This is a genomic window from Pseudomonas gingeri, assembly GCF_013386115.1.
Classification (GTDB): Bacteria; Pseudomonadota; Gammaproteobacteria; order Pseudomonadales; family Pseudomonadaceae; genus Aquipseudomonas; species Aquipseudomonas gingeri.
Map to the genome: position 1 here is coordinate 101,570 of NZ_JACAOR010000011.1, position 18,355 is coordinate 119,924.

The following is an 18,355-nucleotide window of genomic DNA, read 5'->3' on the forward strand; positions in this document are numbered from 1 at the left end:
CGTGCGGCTCAAGTGCATCAAGTTGGCGGGGTTCAAATCCTTCGTCGATCCGACCACGGTGAACTTCCCCAGTAACATGGCGGCGGTGGTCGGGCCCAATGGCTGCGGCAAGTCGAACATCATCGACGCCGTGCGCTGGGTGATGGGCGAGAGCTCGGCAAAGAACCTGCGCGGCGAGTCGATGACCGACGTCATCTTCAACGGCTCCACCAGCCGCAAGCCGGTCAGCCAGGCGAGCATCGAACTGGTGTTCGACAACTCCGATGGCACCCTGATCGGCGAATACGCGGCCTACGCGGAAATTTCCATCCGCCGCAAAGTGACCCGCGACAGCCAGAACAGCTATTTCCTCAATGGCACCAAATGCCGGCGCCGGGACATTACCGATATCTTCCTCGGTACCGGCCTGGGGCCGCGCAGCTACTCGATCATCGAGCAGGGGATGATCTCCAAGCTGATCGAGGCCAAGCCGGAAGACCTGCGCAACTTCATCGAAGAAGCGGCGGGGATCTCCAAGTACAAGGAACGCCGCCGGGAAACCGAAAACCGTATCCGTCGGACCCACGAAAACCTGGCGCGCCTGACTGACCTGCGCGAAGAGCTCGAGCGCCAGCTCGAACGCCTGCACCGCCAGGCGCAGGCCGCCGAGAAGTATCAGGAATACAAGGGCGAGGAGCGCCAGCTCAAGGCCCAACTGTCGGCCCTGCGCTGGCAGGCACTGAATGAACAGGTCGGCCAGCGCGAGTCGATCATCGGTAACCAGGAAATCAGCTTCGAAGCCCTGGTGGCCGAACAGCGCAACGCCGATGCCAGTATCGAGCGCCTGCGCGACGGGCACCATGAACTGTCCGAACGCTTCAATCTGGTGCAGGGGCGCTTCTATTCGGTCGGCGGCGACATCGCCCGGGTCGAGCAGAGCATCCAGCACGGCCAGCAACGCCTGCGCCAGTTGCAGGACGATCTGCGCGAGGCCGAGCGCGCGCGCCTGGAAACCGAATCGCACCTGGGCCATGACCGCACCTTGCTGGCGACCCTCGGTGAAGAGCTGGCGATGCTCGAGCCCGAGCAGGAACTGACCAGCGCCGCCGCCGAAGAGGCCGCCGCCGCGCTGGAAGAGTCCGAGGCCACCATGCACGGCTGGCAGGAGCAGTGGGACGCCTTCAACCTGCGCTCGGCCGAGCCCCGGCGGCAGTCGGAAGTCCAGCAGTCGCGGATCCAGCAACTGGAAGCCAACATGGAGCGCCTGGCCGAGCGCCAGCGGCGTCTGACCGAAGAGCGCGCCTTGCTCGCGGCGGATCCGGAAGACGCGGCGATCCTCGAACTCAATGAGCAACTGGCCGAAAGCGAGCAGACGCTGGAAGATTTGCAGGCCAGTGAAGATGCGCAGGTCGAACGCCTCGAACAACTGCGCCAGGATTTGCACAAGGCCACCCAGGACCAGCAACAGGCCCAGGGCGACCTGCAACGGCTCAACGGCCGTCTCGCTTCCCTGGAAGCCTTGCAGCAGGCGGCGCTCGATCCGGGTACCGGCACCGCCGAATGGCTGCGCGAACAGCATCTGGCCGAGCGTCCGCGACTGGCCCAGGGCCTGAAGGTTGAAGCTGGTTGGGAACTGGCGGTGGAAACCGTGCTCGGTGCCGACTTGCAGGCGGTGCTGGTGGATAATTTTGCCGGCCTCGACTTGAGCGGTTTCCAGCAGGGCGACCTGCGCCTGCTCAGTCCGGCGGCCGACGGCACGCGAGTGCCCGGCAGCCTGCTGGAGAAAGTCGAGGCGGATATCGATCTGTCGCCTTGGCTGGGTCAGGTCCGGCCCGTCGAGAGCCTGGAGCAGGCCCTGGCCTTGCGCGGTCAACTGGCGGTCGGGGAAAGCCTGATCAGCCGCGACGGCTTCTGGGTCGGCCGACATTTCCTGCGGGTGCGCCGCGCCAGCGAAGCGGAAAGCGGCATGCTTGCCCGCGGCCAGGAAATCCAGCAGTTGGGCCTGGAGCGCGAAGAGCGCGAAGAAACCCTGGCGGCTTTGGAAACCCAGTTGCAAACCCTGCGGGCCACCCAGCGCCAGCAGGAAACCGGTCGCGAACACCTGCGCCGCTTGTTGCAGGATGAAGCCCGCCAGCAAGGCGAATTGAAGGCCAGGTTGTCCGCCGGCAAGGCCAAGGCCGAGCAATTGCAACTGCGTCGTACCCGTCTCGACGAAGAGCTGGGCGAGTTGGGCGAGCAGCGGGCCCAGGAACACGAGGAAGTCGGTGAAGCGCGCCTGCAACTGCAGGAAGCCCTCGACGCCATGGCGGTGGATACCGAGCAGCGCGAGCTGCTGCTGGCCCAGCGCGACAGCCTGCGCGAACGCCTTGACCGGGTGCGCCAGGAAGCCCGCCAGCACAAGGACCATACCCATCAGTTGGCGGTCCGTCTCGGTTCGCTGAAGGCCCAGCACGACTCCACCCGTCAGGCCCTTGAGCGTCTGGAGCTGCAGTCCGAACGCCTGACCGAAAAACGCGAACAGTTGAGCCTGAACCTGGAGGAGGGCGAGGCCCCGCTGGAAGAGCTGCGCCTCAAGCTCGAAGAATTGCTCGACAAGCGCATGAGCGTCGATGTCGAACTCAAGACCGCGCAGATCGCCCTCGAAGATGCCGACCGCGAACTGCGCGATGCCGAAAAGCGCCGCAGCCAGGCCGAGCAGCAATCCCAGCTGATCCGCGGCCAGCTCGAACAGCAGCGCATGGAATGGCAAGCCCTGACCGTGCGCCGCAAAACCTTGCAGGACCAGTTGCTCGAAGACGGCTACGACCTCCACGGCGTGCTCGCCACCCTGACCGCCGAGGCCAGCGAGAAGGCCGCCGAGGAAGAACTGGAACGGATTGCCGCGCGCATCCAGCGCCTGGGCGCGATCAACCTCGCGGCCATCGACGAATACCAGCAACAATCGGAGCGTAAACGTTATCTGGATGCGCAGGACGCCGATCTGGTCGAGGCCCTCGAAACCCTGGAAAACGTCATTCGCAAGATCGACAAGGAAACCCGCAATCGCTTCAAGGACACCTTCGACCAGATCAACGCCGGCCTACAAGCTTTGTTTCCAAAAGTGTTTGGCGGTGGCAGCGCCTACCTGGATCTTACCGGCGATGATCTGCTCGATACCGGGGTCACGATCATGGCGCGGCCCCCGGGGAAAAAGAACAGCACCATCCATTTGCTCTCCGGTGGTGAAAAAGCCCTGACCGCCCTGGCCCTGGTTTTCTCCATCTTCAAGTTGAATCCGGCACCGTTTTGTATGCTCGACGAAGTTGACGCCCCGCTGGATGACGCTAACGTTGGACGTTATGCCCGATTGGTCAAGGAAATGTCGGAATCGGTGCAGTTCATCTATATCACCCACAACAAGATCGCCATGGAAATGGCCGATCAACTGATGGGCGTGACGATGCACGAGCCCGGTTGCTCCCGGCTGGTGGCGGTGGATGTCGAGGAGGCCATGGCGATGGTCGACGCCTGAGACGGCGGCTGGCGAAGCCAACAGATTCGAGACGCAAGGGGTTTTCCTGGGACCTTGCGGGAACTAGCACTGATCCTTGGGGACTTATTAATGCATACCCTGTACGACAGACGGTGTAAAGTTGCCTTTGGTCGTGTTAATTTAATGTCCAATTTTCTTGTGCGTGGGAAAAAACGCCTGTCAGAACATAGAGTTGGCGCCACGCTTTAAAGGGTTTTCCGCCCTTTCTTCATAGAACCATTATTAGAGGCACGGGATTACATGGAAATCGGTCTGCGCGAGTGGCTGATCGTCATCGGCATAATTGTCATTGCCGGTATTCTTTTTGATGGCTGGCGCCGGATGCGCGGCGGCAAGGGCAAGCTCAAGTTTCGTCTGGATCGCAGCTTCTCTAATCTGCCGGACGATGACTCCAGCGCCGAATTGCTGGGCCCGCCCCGTGTACTGGAAACCCACAAGGAACCTGAGCTCGATGAGCATGACTTGCCATCTGTGAGCATGCCGGCGCGCGAGCCTCGGGAAAAACCGTCCAAGCGCGGCAAACGCAACAGCGAGCCGAGCCAGGGCGACCTGAATCTGAACCTGGACCTGGAAGAAGGCCCGAGCTTCAGCAGCCGCGACGACGATTTCCCGGATGAACACAAGCCGGCCGCACGCCAGGACAAGGAACAGCCCGCGGCGGAAGAAGTCCTGGTGATCAGCGTGATCAGCCGCGATGCCAACGGCTTCAAGGGCCCGGCATTGCTGCAGAACATCCTTGAAAGCGGTCTGCGTTTCGGTGAGATGGATATCTTCCACCGCCACGAAAGCATGGCCGGCAATGGCGAAGTCCTGTTCTCCATGGCCAACGCGGTCAAGCCGGGCGTGTTCGATCTCGACGATATCGACCACTTCAGCACCCCGGCGGTGAGCTTCTTCCTCGGCTTGCCGGGCCCGCGTTATCCGAAGCAGGCCTTCGACGTGATGGTGGCCGCCGCCCGCAAACTGTCCCAGGAACTCAATGGCGAGTTGAAGGATGACCAGCGCAGCGTGCTGACCGCCCAGACCATCGAGCATTACCGTCAGCGGATCGTCGAGTTCGAACGTCGCGCCCTGACCCAGAAGCGTTAAGCGTCGAATTTTTGGGCGTTCTCGAGGGCCCTTTCGCGGGCAAGCCCGCTCCCACACATTCTGTGTTCGACTCACTGCTACTGTGGGAGCGCGCTTGTCGGGACGCCGCATCGCGGCGAAGTGGCCCCGGCGCCTCACCACAAAAAACGCACTAACATAGGGAGCAGCCTCGGCTGCTCCCTTGCTTTATGAGAGACCCCCATGACTGCTGCCCATACCCGCATTCTAGAGCTGCGCGCTGAGCTGGATCAGCATAACTACCGTTACCACGTGCTCGACGAGCCGAGCATTCCGGACGCCGAGTACGACCGCCTGTTCCACGAACTCAAGGCGCTGGAAGCCGAACATCCGGAACTGGTCAGCGCCGACTCGCCGACCCAGCGCGTCGGCAGCGCGGCCCTGTCGGCCTTCACCCAGGTCCGGCATGAAATCCCGATGCTGAGCCTGGGCAACGCCTTCGAAGAAACCGACATGCGCGAGTTCGATCGCCGTGTCAGCGAAGGCCTCGACCTGCCGGCCGGCGACCTGTTCGGTGGCGGCGCGGCAGTCGAATACAGCTGCGAGCCGAAACTCGACGGCCTGGCGGTCAGCCTGTTGTACCAGGACGGCGCGCTCGTGCGCGGCGCCACCCGTGGCGACGGCACCACCGGCGAAGACATCAGCATCAACGTGCGCACCGTGCGCAATATCCCGCTCAAGCTGCACGGCAGCGGCTGGCCGGCCACCCTCGAGGTGCGCGGCGAAGTGTTCATGTCCAAGGCCGGTTTCGAGCGTCTCAACGCCACCCAACTGGAAGCCGGTGGCAAGACCTTCGCCAACCCGCGCAACGCCGCGGCGGGCAGCCTGCGCCAACTGGATTCGAAGATCACCGCCAGCCGCCCGCTTGAATTCTGCTGCTACGGCCTGGGCCAGGTCTCGGCGGACATCGCCGACACCCATATCGGCAACCTGCAGCAACTCAAGGCCTGGGGCATGCCGGTCAGTCGTGAACTGAAGTTGGCCAAGGGCATCGATGAGTGCCTGGACTACTACCGCGATATCGGCGAGCGCCGCAACGCGCTGCCCTATGAAATCGATGGTGTGGTGTTCAAGGTCAACAGCCTGGCGTCCCAGCGTGAACTGGGCTTCCGTGCCCGCGAGCCGCGCTGGGCGATTGCCCACAAATTCCCGGCCATGGAAGAACTCACCGAGTTGCTGGATGTGGAGTTCCAGGTCGGTCGTACCGGCGCGGTCACCCCGGTGGCGCGTTTGAAGCCGGTCAAGGTAGCCGGGGTCACGGTATCCAACGCTACCTTGCACAACATGGATGAAGTGGCGCGCCTGGGCCTGATGATCGGCGACACGGTGATCATCCGCCGTGCCGGCGACGTGATCCCGCAAGTGGTGCAGGTCGTCACCGAGCGCCGCCCGGAAAGCGCCCGGGCCGTCGAGATACCGCAGAGCTGCCCGGTCTGCGGCTCCCATGTCGAGCGCACGCAACTGATCAAGCGCAGCAAGGGCCGCGAAACGGTCAGCGAGGGCGCGGTGTATCGTTGTGTCGGCCGCCTGGCCTGCGGTGCGCAACTCAAGCAGGCGATCATCCACTTCGTCTCGCGACGGGCGATGGATATCGAAGGCCTCGGCGACAAGACCATCGAGCAACTGGTAGATGAAAAACTGATCGCCTCGCCGGCCGATCTCTACACCCTGAAACACGAAGACATCGTCGACCTCGAAGGCTTTGCCGAACTGTCGACCCGTAACCTGCTGGAAGCCATCGCCGACAGCAAGCAGCCGAGCCTGGCGCGTTTCATCTACGCGTTGGGCATTCCGGATGTGGGCGAGGAGACCGCCAAGGTCCTGGCCCGCTCCCTGGGCTCGCTGGAGCGGGTCATGCAGGCCTTGCCGTCGGTACTGACCTACCTGCCGGACGTCGGCATGGAAGTGGCCCATGAGATCCACAGTTTCTTTGAAGACGAACACAACCGTACGGTGATCGCCCAGCTGCTGGAACGTGGGCTGACCCTGCAGGACCAGGGTGAACTGGGCGCCGAGTTCGCCGCCAGCACCACCCTGGCCGGACTGGTCGCCAAGCTGGACATCAGCTCGGTGGGGCCGACGGCGGCGGAAAAACTGGCGGCCAAGTTCGGTTCGGTCGAAGGCATCATCAACGCCGACTGGCTGGACCTGCGCCAGGCCTTGAACGAAAAGCCGGCCAATGCCGTGCGCGAATTCTTCGAGCAACCGGGGAATGCCGAGCGAGCCCTGGCGATCGAGGCGCAACTGCGTGATTTCGGCATGCACTGGCAGAGCGAGAAAAAGGCTGTCGCCGGCTTGCCGCTGACGGGCCAGACCTGGGTACTGACCGGCTCGCTGGAACTGATGAGCCGCGATATCGCCAAGGACAAGCTGGAAAGCCTGGGGGCGAAGGTCGCCGGTTCCGTCTCGGCCAAGACCCACTGCGTGGTCGCAGGCCCGGGCGCCGGCTCGAAGCTGGCCAAGGCCAACGAACTGGGACTCAAGGTGCTGGACGAAGAAGCGTTCGTGGCGTTCCTGAAAGGACACGGTATCGAAATCTGAGGTCCTGCATCTGCCCCCTCTGTAGGAGCCGGCTTGCCGGCGATGGCGTCCCCAAGATCGCCAAGAGCTTCGCTGGCAAGCCCGGCTCCTACGGATTGATCGTTCCCAAGCCCCCGGTTCAGATCTAAAGGGAACCTGCCGCCGCTCCAATGATCTAGTCTTGGCAGGTCCCAGGGAGAGATCGCCATGTACCGCTTCTTCGAACGTCTCAGTTCCCGTATCGCCGCGCCCTTTGCCTCAGAGCCCTCGCGCAACAGCAAGGTCTGGCATTGCCGCTGCGGTCAATCGGTGTTCTTCCGCAACAGCCAGTGTCTGGCCTGTTCTGCGGCCCTGGGTTACGAACCCCAGGGCAGCCACCTGTCCTCCCTGCAACCGGGTCCGTACCCGGACAGCTGGCAACTCGATGCCAACCCCGAAGCCGGCCTGTTCCGCCGTTGCGGCAACCTCGACACCGCGGCGGCCTGCAACTGGCTGATCCCCTATGCCCACAGCAGCCCCCTGTGCACCGCGTGCAGCCTCAACCGCACCATCCCCGACCTGTCCGTCCCGGAAAACCCCGAACGCTGGCGCAAGGTCGAAACCGCCAAGCGCCGCCTGGTGGCGCAACTGATCACCCTGGGCCTGCAAGTCATCCCGAAAACCTGGGACGAGGAAAACGGCCTGGCCTTCGACTTCGTCGGCGTCGACCTGGAAGGCAAATCGCCGATGACCGGCCACGCCAATGGCCTGATCACCCTCGATATCAAGGAGGCCGACGACGCCCACCGGGAAAAGGTCCGGGTACAGATGCGCGAACCGTACCGCACCTTGCTCGGCCATTTCCGCCATGAAGTCGGGCATTACTACTGGGACCGGCTGATTGCCAACGACCAGTGGCTGGAACCGTTTCGCGGCCTGTTCGGCGACGAGCGCGCGAGCTACGCCGACGCACTGGAGCGCCACTACCAGAACGGCGCACCGGCGGACTGGCAGCAGCGCTACGTCAGCGCCTACGCCACCATGCACCCCTGGGAAGACTGGGCGGAAACCTGGGCGCACTACCTGCACATGATGGACGCGGTGGACACGGCGCTGGGCTTCGGCATGAGCGCCCGCGAATCGGACTTCGACTACCAGCCGTTTCCCACCAGCGTGCTCTATGACCCGCAGCATCCGGAAGGCCCGGCGTTCCTGTCATTCGTCAACGCCTGGATCGAACTGGCGGGCATGCTCAACGAACTCTCCCGCAGCATGGGCCAACCGGATTTCTACCCCTTTGTCCTGCCGCCGGCGACCATCGCCAAACTGCATTTTATCCACCTGGTGATCCAGGAGGAGGGTGGTCGGGCGGATGAGGTATTGCAGCTTGCGACCTGAGGGACGGCTGTCCCTGTTTGATCGTTCCCACGCTCCGCGTGGTAACGCCTCCCTGGACGCTCCGCGTCCGCTAGCGATAACGGCCTGATCCACAACTCCAATATAAGCGGCCCGCCCATAATGGCCCCCTGGCACCCCCGGCCCTTGTGGGAGCGGGCTTGCCCGCGAAGGCGTCCGTCAGCCAGACACCGTCGTGAGCAACACCACCGCCGGTCGCTGCCACACGCAGTGATCGACAATAGGGCTGGGCAATGTCGACAAGTGCTTGAGCTCCATCGAATTTTTATCGGCGCCTGGCGGTTGTAACTTCTCGTTATCTAGGTACAATGGCGCGGCTCGCTGCCAGGCGAGCGTCGTTATGGTGACCCCATCGGTCCCCCCGCAACGATTACCCGTTAACCTGGTCAGGCCCGGAAGGGAGCAGCCACAGCGGGAACATTGTGTGCCGGGGTGTGGCTGGTGGGGTTGCCTCCATAACGCCTCCTGCTAAACCCTATCTCCTGCATATCGAATAAAGTGCCGAATCAAGATCAGCGCTTCATTTTGCCATGCCCGGTTTTTCTCTCGACTGAAACTCAGCGTCGTTCCAACGCATCACGAAAGGCCCTCGGCGCCTGCCCGACCACTCGCTTGAAAGCATTGCTGAACGAACTTTCCGAGGCATAGCCGAGCCGGTCAGCCAGTTCGCCCAGCGACTGGCGCGTGTCCCGCAGCATCTGCATGGCCAGGAGCATCCGCCATTGCGTCAGGTAGGCGATAGGGGCGACGCCGGCAACGGCACGGAAGTACGCGGCAAAGCCGGCCCGTGACATGGCCGAGGCCTTTGCCAGTTCTGCGAGCCCCCAGGCACGTCCGGGCTCGCCGTGCATCAGGCGCAGCGCCGGGGCCAGGCGCTGGTCGCTGGCGGCACGCAACCAGCTCGCCGATACGGTTTCGTGGGTCGCGAAATAGGCCCGCAGGATATGGATGAACATCAGGTGGGCCATTTGCGTCGACGCGGTTTCACTGCCGGGCAAATCGTTTTCACGCTCCCTGAGCAGCTCCTTCAGCAGCCATTTGAGCGTCGGCGCTTCAGCCGACGAGCCGGAGACGTGAATCAGCGGCGGTAGCGTATCCAGCAACAGCCGCCCGTGGTCGGCGTCCAGCTCGACTTTGCCGCCGATCATGAAGAACTCGTCGCCTTCGCCGTGCCGGGCCATGCCTCCCGTACGCCCTGTCAGCACCTCGTCCAGAGGGACGGGTAGAGCCGTTACATCGCTCGCCAGTACATGGGAGCGCGGGGCGCAGAGCAGGAAAACATCCCCTTCTTCGACGCGAACCGCCGCCTCCGCAGGGCCCTTGAGCAGCCAGCAACCGCCACGCTGAATACCCCAGAACTTGATCTGGGACGAGGCTGGAAACTCGATCGCCCAGCGACCACCGGCAATCAGCCCGCCCGAAACAATGGAGCGTGCGCTCAAGAGTTCCAGGTAATCGGAAAAGGAATCGGCCATTCTGGATTCTCGCGAATGAAAAACAGATTTCTGCGTATTCTACGTCCAGGTCTTGGTTTCTATGCTGGCATCTTCAACTATTTGAGGATGTGAACATGACCCAACGTAATTGGCTGATCACCGGTATCAACTCCGGCTTCGGCAGGGAGATGGCCGAACAGCTCCTGGACAGGGGAGATCGCGTTGTCGGAACGACGCGGGACCTGTCCGCGCTGGATGATCTCAGGGCTGCTCATGGCGACCGGTTGTGGCTGGCTCATCTGGATCTCACCGATACCCCAACGGCGATTCGCCTGGTGGTCAGAGAGGCGTTTACTGCATTCGGTCGTATCGATGTGGTGGTGAGCAATGCCGGCTATGGCCTGTTCGGCGCAGCCGAGGAAGCGACAGACGACCAGGTCGCCCATCAGTTGAAGACCAACCTCGCCGGCTCGATTCATCTGGTAAGGGCCGTGCTGCCGTTCCTGCGGGAGCAGGGTGGTGGTCGGATCCTCCAGCTATCCAGCGTGGGGGGCCAGGCCGTGTTTCCCGGCGGATCCCTGTATCACGCGACGAAATGGGGTATCGAAGGTTTTATCGACGCGGTCAACCTGGAGGTGGGGGTCTTTGGCATCGGCTGCACGCTGGTCGAGCCGGGTGGCGCCCGTACCCGGTTCCGCTATGGCAGTGCCAGGCTCGGACCGAAGAATGACGTCTACGATGTTTCGCCCGCCAGCCATGCCCGGAGGATGATCGAGGATGGCACCGTCATGCCGATCGGCGACCCGGCAAAAATGGTCCGGCTGATGATCGAAAGCGTCGATCAACACCCCGCGCCGAAGCGACTGGCGCTGGGCAGCGATTCGTTCATGGTGATGCACAAGCAGCTCAGTGAGCGCCTGGCGGAACTGGAGGCACAGCGAGACCTGGCCTTTTCGACCGATTGGGTTGGGCAGCCCTGAGGCTATCCGGACTGACTACAAGACTGCCCGCAACTCCCTCGGCGACAACCCGTAATGCTTGCGAAAGCGCACGGCAAAGCGTGACGCCGAGGCATAGCCGCTGGCTGCGGCTATTTCTCCTATCGGCCGTGGTGTGGTCTGCAGCCATTGCAAGGCCATGCCCAGCCGGACATTTTCGAGGATGTTGCTGAAGCTGTCGTCCTCGTTCGCCAGTTGGCGGCGCAAGGTCGAGGCGCCCAGGTTCAGCCGTTCGGCCACGTCCGCGACGGTCCAGTCCCGCGCCGGGTCGCTCATGACGATCTGCTGCACGCGCTCGCACAACGGGTCGTTGCGATCCAGTAACAACGGCCCGGCCCAGCCACCCAGGGCCAATGCCAGCAGCACGGCTTCGGCGTAATGGCTGCACAAGGCGTCCGGCGAATCGGCATTGATGGCTTCCAGCAGGTTTTCCCAGGCTGAAGTGGTATGCCGGTCCAGCGGCACACAGAGTTCCTGGGTGCTCCCGCGTCCGGGAAGTGGCGCGAGTTGCTGGCTATGGCGGGCAATAAAGGTTCGCAGCAGTTCCGTGGGAAAGCTCACGGTATCGGCGATGTAGAACCCCTGGGCTCCGGGGTAGTTGCCAACCCCGACTTCACGCCCCGCCGGCATCAGGATCAGGTGTCGCGATCCCACGCGCATCTGCCGGTCGTCCCAACTCATCACTTTTTCACCCTGGCGCACGCGACACAGGGTGGTGACGAAAATCGGCACCCGTTGCAGCGCATGGGGCTGGCGGGCCTGGATGACGCTGGCGCCGATACGGCGCTGGCGGTGCTGGATGCCGGCGGGGGCGTTCATGATTCTCAGGCTCCGTACAAAAAAACTAGCGTCCGTAGGTGGCGGTCAGTGTGGCCTTGCCCAGGGCGTTGGCATTGAGCATGTAGCCCACCATGGCGCCGCTGGCCTGTTCATTGACCGGGAGTTTATCCGTCTTCAGGGCCCAGACGGTGAACTGATAGCGATGGGGTTTATCGCCCACAGGCGGGCAGGCACCGCCGAAGCCCGGTTGGCCGTAGTCGGTGCGACCTTGCACGGCGCCCGCGGGTAGCTGGCCGCCCTGGCTGCCGGCGCCGGAAGGCAGTTCGTGGGTGGAGGTCGGCAGGTTGACCACGGTCCAGTGCCACCAGCCGCTGCCGGTCGGGGCGTCGGGGTCGTAGGCGGTGATCGCGAAGCTTTTGGTGCCCGCCGGGGCGTTCTGCCAGGACAGTTGCGGGGAGGTGTTGCCGCCTTCGCAACCGAAGCCCTGGAACACTTCGCGGCTGCTCATGGGCTTGCCGTTGCTGATATCGCGGCTGGTCACGGTGAAGTCGGCGGCGTGGGCGGTGATGCTCAGGCCGAGGCTGAGGGCGGTGAGCAGGAAGCGGTTTTTCATGATGACCTCGTCTTTGGGGGGATTCAGGACGAGTCTAGGGAGATGGGGGGCTGGGCATTGTGCCGCGGCGCTCGACCATTGTGCCGAAACGCTCGGGTTGTTCGATGGGGGGCGATAGGGGCTGTGAGAGCGGACGCGGAGCGTCCCATGCGGCATTCCCACGCGGAGCGTGGGAACGATCAAGCACAGGACGCGTGGGGCTTATGTGCGCTTGAACAACTTGCGCAAGAAGCCGGCAATCACCACCAGGCCGATCACGATGAATTTCTTGAAGGCCAGCAGGGCTACGCCGATCTTGGCGAACAGGCCGGCCTTGGCCGCGATGCCGCCGGCCACCAGGGCTGCCAGGCCGTAGGGCGCCAGTTTGTCGGTGCTGGAGTCGAAGTCGGCGTAGCGGTTGCCATCGGTGAAGTTGGTGAACGCGAGGATCTTCGGCACTTCCTGCTTGATGGTCGGCAGGTCGGCCATCGCCGCTACGGCATTCAGTTCCAGCACGCCCTGGCGCCCCAGCACGCGAATGCTGTAATTCAGGGTGTTCTGTTGGGCGTCATCGGCTTTCAGTTCACGGGCCCAGTACATCTTGTGGCTGCCCTGGTCATAGCTCGGCGGTTCGGCCCAGCCCAGCAGTTGCAGGCCGGCGTAACCCTGCTTGCGCCGCTCCTTGTTGTCTTCTTCATCGTCGGCCTGCATCTGCTTGAGCAGGTCGGCGTAGTCGATCTTGGCGGCATCATCGTCGGAGATATGTCCGTCGTTCTTGTAGCTGACGATCACGCCCCAGCCGTTGTCCGCCAGGGGGCTGACGGCAGTGGGGATGATCATGCCCAGGGTCTTGTGGCCCGGCGGGTTGCCCCAGGCTTCGGTCAGCAGGCGCTCGGTGTCGTCCGGCGACAGGTAGTAGAACTCGTTGTTGAGTTGCAGGGTGGCGATACCGCTCGGCAGGGTGATGGTGCCGTGCTGCTGCTTGAGGGTGGCGAGCCACTGTTCGGCGCTCTGGTGCGGTTGCTCGCTGGCGGTGGGGGCTGGAGCGGGGGTACTGGCGGCAATGGCAGGCAGAGTCGTTGCGCTGAGCAACACGGCCGCCAACAGCTGGCGCAGGTGTTTCATCGTAGTCCCTTACATTTTGAATTAATTTGCCTGGCAGAATACCTGAAGGGACTGGCGAATCGCCAGATTGCCGTGGAGGCGCGCTACTCCGGACGCGTTTCCAGGCGTTCCCGCAGCAGTCGCGCAAAGGCCTCGCGGGCCGGATGGCGGGTGGTTTCCCTGTGCCAGATAAAGCTGTTTTGCACGGGGGCCAGTTCGTCGAAGCGATAGGTCGCCAGCCCCGTCGACTGTTCGTAGCGACGCAGGATGCCTTCGGGCACCAGCGAGACGCCGGCACCGGCATTGACGCTGCCGATGATCGTGCCCCAACTGCCGTAGCTGGCAATCGGTGGGTTGCGGTCGCAGTCCTGGACCCAGTTCTTCAGCGCCGCGCGGTAGGGGCAGCCGTTCGGCCACATGATCAGGGTGCGGCCCAGCAGGTCGTGGGCATTGTGGATCGGTGCGCTGTCGGCGGCGCTGATCAGCACCAGTTTTTCGCTGTACAACGCGGTGCTGGCGATTTTCGGGTGGTGGATATCGGCAGCCACCAGGGCGCCGTCGAGCCGGCGTTGGCGGACATCTTCCAGCAGTTGCGTCCAGGTCCCGGTGATCAGTTCCAGACTGACCTCGGGATAGGTCCGATGGTATTCGGCGAGCAGGGCCGGCAGGTGCACGGTGGCGCAGGATTCGATGGCGCCGATGCGTAAGGTGCCGGAGGGCCGGGTGTTGGCGTCGACGGCGCGTTTGGCCTCGTCCACCAGGTTGAGGATCTGCGCACAGTATTCGAGGAACACTTCGCCGGCGGGGCTGATGCTCAGGCCGCGCCCGGCGCGGACGAACAGGTCGGTGCCCAGCTCGCTTTCCAGGTGCTTGATTCGCGTGGTGATGTTGGACGGCACGCAATGCAGCCGTTGGGCCGCGAGGGCGATGCTGCCGGTTTCGGCGACGGCTTTCACCATGCGCATTTGCGCCAGTTCCATGATTCACTCCCGGTGAATTCTCGACTCAATATTCGTCAATTGTGCTTGTCGCCACGCCGCTCAAGACTGGCCACACCCCTGGATCATCTTGGATGTAGCGTTCTCGTGAAAGCCCTGCCGCGTATAAAAATTTCATTGGCCACCGCCCTGGTCATCCTGTGCTGGGCGTATTCGCCCATCGGCATCCATATCGGCCTGGAAAGCTACAGCCCCGGACACCTGGCCCTGCTGCGCTTTCTGATCGCATCGGTGTTCATGGCCGCAGTGGCGCTGATGAAGGGCATTGCCTTGCCCCGGGTCCGCGATCTGCCCTGGCTGTTCGTGCTGGGTTTCTTCGCGATCTTCCTGCATCACGTCAGCCTCAACTATGGGCAGCAGTGGGTCAGCCCCGGGGCCGGGAGCGTACTGGCCCAGTCGACGCCGTTGTTCAGTACGCTGATCGCGTTCTTCTGGCTGAAGGAGTCGGTGACGGGCTGGCGCTGGCTGGGTGTGTTTGTGGGGCTGGCCGGGGCGCTGGTGGTGGTGTGGGGCGATCACGGCGTCGGCCCGTTCAATCCCCGGGGCTTGCTGGTCCTGCTCGCGGCGCTGTCCTGGAGCCTGTATTTCACCCTGCAGAAACACTATGCCCATCACTACAGCGGGTTGACCACCGTGTGCTACATGGTCTGGGCCGGAACGCTGCTGTTGCTCTGTGTCTACGGACCGGGGCTGGCGCAGGAGGCGACGTTGGCCCCCGTGCGGGTGAATGTCGCGGTGCTGGTGCTGGGTATTTTCCCCAGTGCCCTGGCGTACCTGGCCTGGGGTTATGTGCTGACGCACTCGACGGTCAGCCGTTCCTCCATCGCCTTGTACCTGATTCCGCCGGTGGCCATGCTGATGGCGGCGTTGATCCTCGGTGTCGGTGTCTCGGGCATGGTCCTGCTGGGCGGCTCGATTGTCCTGGCGAGCGTGCTGGGCCTGCACTTCGAGGGGCGCCGGCAGAGGCCGGCTGCCGGACCGGTGGATCAGCGCAGTGAAGGGGACGGCGAATACACCCGCAACCGGTGTGCATCGGGGTCCACCGCAACGAAGGCGTAACCGAAACCCAGGGTGCTCGGTGGCTGGACGATGCGCACCCCCAGTTCGCGCCAGGCCTCATGGAGTTCGTCGACAATGGCGTTCTCGCCGACATTGAAGGCCATCTCGCCGCCGCCGCCGGTGTGTGGCACGGCAGGCGTCACGACGCTGGCCGACCAGAGGCCGAGCTTGATGCCCGAGTCCAGCGCGAACAGGGCGAAATCCGGCGTATCGATCAGCGGCTCCTTGCCCAGCAGGCGACGGTAGAAGTCGACGCTGACGGCGGGGCTTTCGACATACAGCATGAAGTAGTTGGGATCGGTCACGGTGCGGTTCCTGGGAAAGTGGTGGGAAGGCCTGGAATCGTTTGTGGTGATTCCAGGGCAACCCAGCCTAACCCCGGGGGCTGTCAGCTTTTGTCAGTAGCGTGGTCGCGGCGCCAGGCGCGCAGTGGCATGAGGCTAAGGCTTGGCAAGGGCTAGATCGACCGCGACGATCAGCTTTCCCAGGTCCTTCGAGGGCGCTTTGTGAATGACGCCGAACAGGTAGGCACGCTGTTCGTCTTCGTCAGCCATATCCGCAAAAAAGGCCTTGAGCTTCACTCCCAGCACATCGGCGAACAGAAACAGGGCTTCCACGCTGGGGGTGTAACTGCCGGTTTCGAAGCGGCTGATGGTTTTCGGGTCAAAACCGGTTTTCTCGCCAAGTTCAGCCTGAGTTAGCCCCGCTACCTTGCGATAGCGCCTGATGGCCGTACCCAAACTTGAAATTTCCATCGCTCAATTCCCATTTAGAATCAAGAACTTAACGACAAATCTTTACATTAGACAACGCCATGATTCATCACCTTCTATTGCATAATGTGATGCAATTCGTAGAATCGACGGTTATGACAGGTATTTGGTGATCTGGTTTCAGGTGGCAAAATGATGAAACAGGAAATCCTCGCATTTCTCTTGAGTTCATGCCACGACCGTCAAGCCGTGCCTTCGGGCGTTGGTTTCACGGAGTGCCGCTCGCCAACCCCGCTGTTTGCTGATGACCTTCATTTAACTCTAGTTGATCCTCGTCGAAGTTCTTTCGAACAGCGTGTCGATCAGTTCAACCGGTAGCTGCCCAGGTGAGCTGAGTCATGGACGAGACGTACCGCAAGGTGGTGGATGCAGCAGCGATTTTCTCCGAGACGGATCTGAGCGGAAGGATTACCTACGTCAACGACCCGTTCTGCGCGATCTCCGGCTACAGCCGCGAGGAGCTGCTGGGGCAGAACCACCGGATGCTCAATTCCGGTTTTCATCCGACCGAATTCTTCAGTGAGATGTGGCGCACCATCGCACTTGGCCGGGTCTGGAAGGGCGAGGTCTGCAACCGTGCCAAGGACGGTTCGCTGTACTGGGTCGACAGTACCATGGTGCCGCTGCTGGACGAAGAGACGGGACGGGTCCGCAAGTACATGTCGATCCGTTTTGATGTCAGCGAAAAGCTGCGACTGCTGCACACCTTGCAGTGGCGGGTGGGCCACGATGTACTGACCGGCCTGCCGAACCGCGCGTTCCTCTCCGATCTGTTGAACCAGGCCCTGGAGTTCTCCCGGCGCGAGCATATTCCGCTGGCGGTGTGCATGCTCGACCTGGACGGCTTCAAGGCGGTCAACGACGGCTATGGGCATGCCAGCGGTGACGCGCTGCTGGTGGAAGTGGCGGCGCGCCTGCGCGGGATCATGCGTGGCGAGGATGTGGTGGCACGCCTGTCCGGTGACGAGTTCGTGCTGATCCTGCGTTATGTGCGCGACAGCCAGGAACTGCACGCGGCGTTGCAGCGGGTGCTGCTGGCGATCTCCGCGCCGTATTCGCTTCTCGGCCAGGATATCCATGTCTGTGCCAGCATCGGCGTGACCCTGTTCCCCAACGACAATGAAGACGCCGATACCTTGTTGCGCCACGCGGACCAGGCGATGTACCTGGCCAAGCAGGGCGGGCGCAACCGATTCCATCTGTTCGATGTATCCCAGGACCAGGAGGTCAAGGCCACGCACCAGAGCGTTGAGCTGATGCGCCATGCACTGGCCGGCGACGAGTTGCGGCTGGTCTATCAGCCCAAGGTCAACATGCGTACTGGCACGGTGGTCGGCTTCGAGGCGCTGGTGCGCTGGGAAAGCCCCCACAAGGGCCTGCTCGAACCCCATGAGTTCCTGCCTCTGGTGGCCCAGACCGATGTGATCATCGAGGTCGGTGAGTGGGTGATCGACCGGGTCATGGCGCAGATGCAGGTTTGGTTGCAGGCCGGCCACAACTGGCCGGTCAGCCTGAATATCGCAGCCCGGCATTTCCAGCGCGGGGATTTTGTCGAGCGCCTGCGCGCCTTGTTGACCCGGCATGCCGAAGTACCGCCACAGATGCTCGACCTGGAAATCATCGAGTCGGTGGCCATCGAGAACATCCAGCGGGTCAGCCAGTGCCTGCGGGCCTGCCAGGCCCTCGGCGTGCGTTTTTCCCTGGATGACTTCGGCACTGGTTACTCGTCCCTGAGCTACCTCAAGCGCATGCCCACCCAGACCATCAAGATCGATCGTTCCTTTGTGCGCGATATCCTCCACGACAAGGATGACCTGGCCCTGACCACGGCGGTGATCAGCCTGGCCCGGGCCTTTGGTCGCGAGGTGATTGCCGAGGGCCTGGAGACCGCCGAGCACGGGCGCCTGCTGATGAACCTGGGTTGTGACGTGGCCCAGGGCTATTTCATTGCCCGGCCGATGGCGGCCGACGAGGTGCCGGACTGGGTCGCGGGGTTTGTCCCGTCGGGGTTGTGGAGCACCACCGCTTGAGCCTTCACGCATCCTGTGGAAGCCCGCTTTGTCGGTGAAAAGGTTGCGGGTG

General features: G+C 62.8%; 14 protein-coding genes and 1 other RNA gene. 8 read left to right on the forward strand and 7 right to left on the reverse strand.

The features are described from left to right. Position 1: 1 nt before the first annotated feature. The 5 genes from smc (at position 2) to ffs (ending at position 8,980) form a co-directional block, all read left to right on the forward strand. Positions 2-3,490 carry a chromosome segregation protein SMC gene (smc, locus tag HX881_RS21580; RefSeq protein WP_177086528.1) on the forward strand — a complete coding sequence of 1,163 codons (3,489 nt, stop codon included), beginning with the start codon at positions 2-4 and terminating at the stop codon, positions 3,488-3,490. Between the two features lie 261 nt (positions 3,491-3,751). Then, positions 3,752-4,600, forward strand: coding sequence for a cell division protein ZipA (zipA, locus tag HX881_RS21585; protein ID WP_017129637.1), 849 nt, complete (start codon positions 3,752-3,754; stop codon positions 4,598-4,600). 201 nt (positions 4,601-4,801) lie between these two features. After that, positions 4,802-7,159 (forward strand): NAD-dependent DNA ligase LigA, encoded by a 2,358-nt coding sequence (ligA, locus tag HX881_RS21590; RefSeq protein ID WP_017129636.1) that lies wholly within the window; start codon positions 4,802-4,804, stop codon positions 7,157-7,159. Between the two features lie 186 nt (positions 7,160-7,345). Next, complete coding sequence (locus tag HX881_RS21595) at positions 7,346-8,515, forward strand: zinc-binding metallopeptidase family protein (RefSeq protein WP_103032907.1); 1,170 nt, start codon at positions 7,346-7,348, stop codon at positions 8,513-8,515. A gap of 368 nt (positions 8,516-8,883) precedes the next feature. Further along, an RNA gene (gene ffs, locus HX881_RS21600) (signal recognition particle sRNA small type) lies at positions 8,884-8,980 on the forward strand. A gap of 110 nt (positions 8,981-9,090) precedes the next feature. On the opposite strand, the gene HX881_RS21605 is transcribed toward ffs, so the two are convergent. After that, complete coding sequence (locus HX881_RS21605) at positions 9,091-10,008, reverse strand: AraC family transcriptional regulator (protein WP_177086530.1); 918 nt, start codon at positions 10,006-10,008, stop codon at positions 9,091-9,093. Positions 10,009-10,103: 95 nt separating this feature from the next. On the opposite strand from HX881_RS21605, the gene HX881_RS21610 reads away from it, so the two are divergent. Beyond that, complete coding sequence (locus HX881_RS21610; protein WP_177086532.1) at positions 10,104-10,949, forward strand: SDR family oxidoreductase; 846 nt, start codon at positions 10,104-10,106, stop codon at positions 10,947-10,949. A gap of 15 nt (positions 10,950-10,964) precedes the next feature. Here the strand turns inward: HX881_RS21610 and HX881_RS21615 are convergent, their stop codons facing one another. The 4 genes from HX881_RS21615 to HX881_RS21630 form a co-directional block, all read right to left on the reverse strand. Further along, complete coding sequence (locus HX881_RS21615) at positions 10,965-11,786, reverse strand: helix-turn-helix transcriptional regulator (RefSeq protein ID WP_177086534.1); 822 nt, start codon at positions 11,784-11,786, stop codon at positions 10,965-10,967. A gap of 25 nt (positions 11,787-11,811) precedes the next feature. Beyond that, the gene (locus HX881_RS21620; RefSeq protein WP_103032906.1) at positions 11,812-12,360 is read right to left on the reverse strand and encodes a kinase inhibitor; all 549 of its coding nucleotides are present in this window, start codon (positions 12,358-12,360) and stop codon (positions 11,812-11,814) included. Between the two features lie 201 nt (positions 12,361-12,561). Then, entirely contained in the window at positions 12,562-13,464 is a 903-nt protein-coding gene (locus HX881_RS21625) for a DUF2167 domain-containing protein (RefSeq protein WP_177086535.1), read from the reverse strand. Between the two features lie 83 nt (positions 13,465-13,547). Further along, a complete protein-coding gene (locus HX881_RS21630) occupies positions 13,548-14,423 on the reverse strand; it encodes a LysR family transcriptional regulator (protein ID WP_177086537.1) in 876 nt (291 codons plus the stop codon). Positions 14,424-14,528: 105 nt separating this feature from the next. Between HX881_RS21630 and HX881_RS21635 the strand changes: the two genes are divergently transcribed. After that, positions 14,529-15,500: an EamA family transporter gene (locus HX881_RS21635; protein WP_177108917.1), complete on the forward strand. Its 972-nt coding sequence runs from the start codon at positions 14,529-14,531 to the stop codon at positions 15,498-15,500. Here the strand turns inward: HX881_RS21635 and HX881_RS21640 are convergent. Both HX881_RS21640 and HX881_RS21645 read right to left on the reverse strand, forming a co-directional pair. Beyond that, positions 15,428-15,805 carry a VOC family protein gene (locus tag HX881_RS21640; RefSeq protein WP_017129627.1) on the reverse strand — a complete coding sequence of 126 codons (378 nt, stop codon included), beginning with the start codon at positions 15,803-15,805 and terminating at the stop codon, positions 15,428-15,430. The two genes, HX881_RS21635 and HX881_RS21640, sit on opposite strands and share 73 nt — an antisense overlap. A gap of 135 nt (positions 15,806-15,940) precedes the next feature. Then, a complete protein-coding gene (locus HX881_RS21645; protein WP_042937148.1) occupies positions 15,941-16,255 on the reverse strand; it encodes a helix-turn-helix domain-containing protein in 315 nt (104 codons plus the stop codon). A gap of 356 nt (positions 16,256-16,611) precedes the next feature. Between HX881_RS21645 and HX881_RS21650 the strand changes: the two genes are divergently transcribed. Continuing rightward, positions 16,612-18,303: a putative bifunctional diguanylate cyclase/phosphodiesterase gene (locus HX881_RS21650; protein ID WP_177086541.1), complete on the forward strand. Its 1,692-nt coding sequence runs from the start codon at positions 16,612-16,614 to the stop codon at positions 18,301-18,303. Positions 18,304-18,355: the final 52 nt, after the last annotated feature.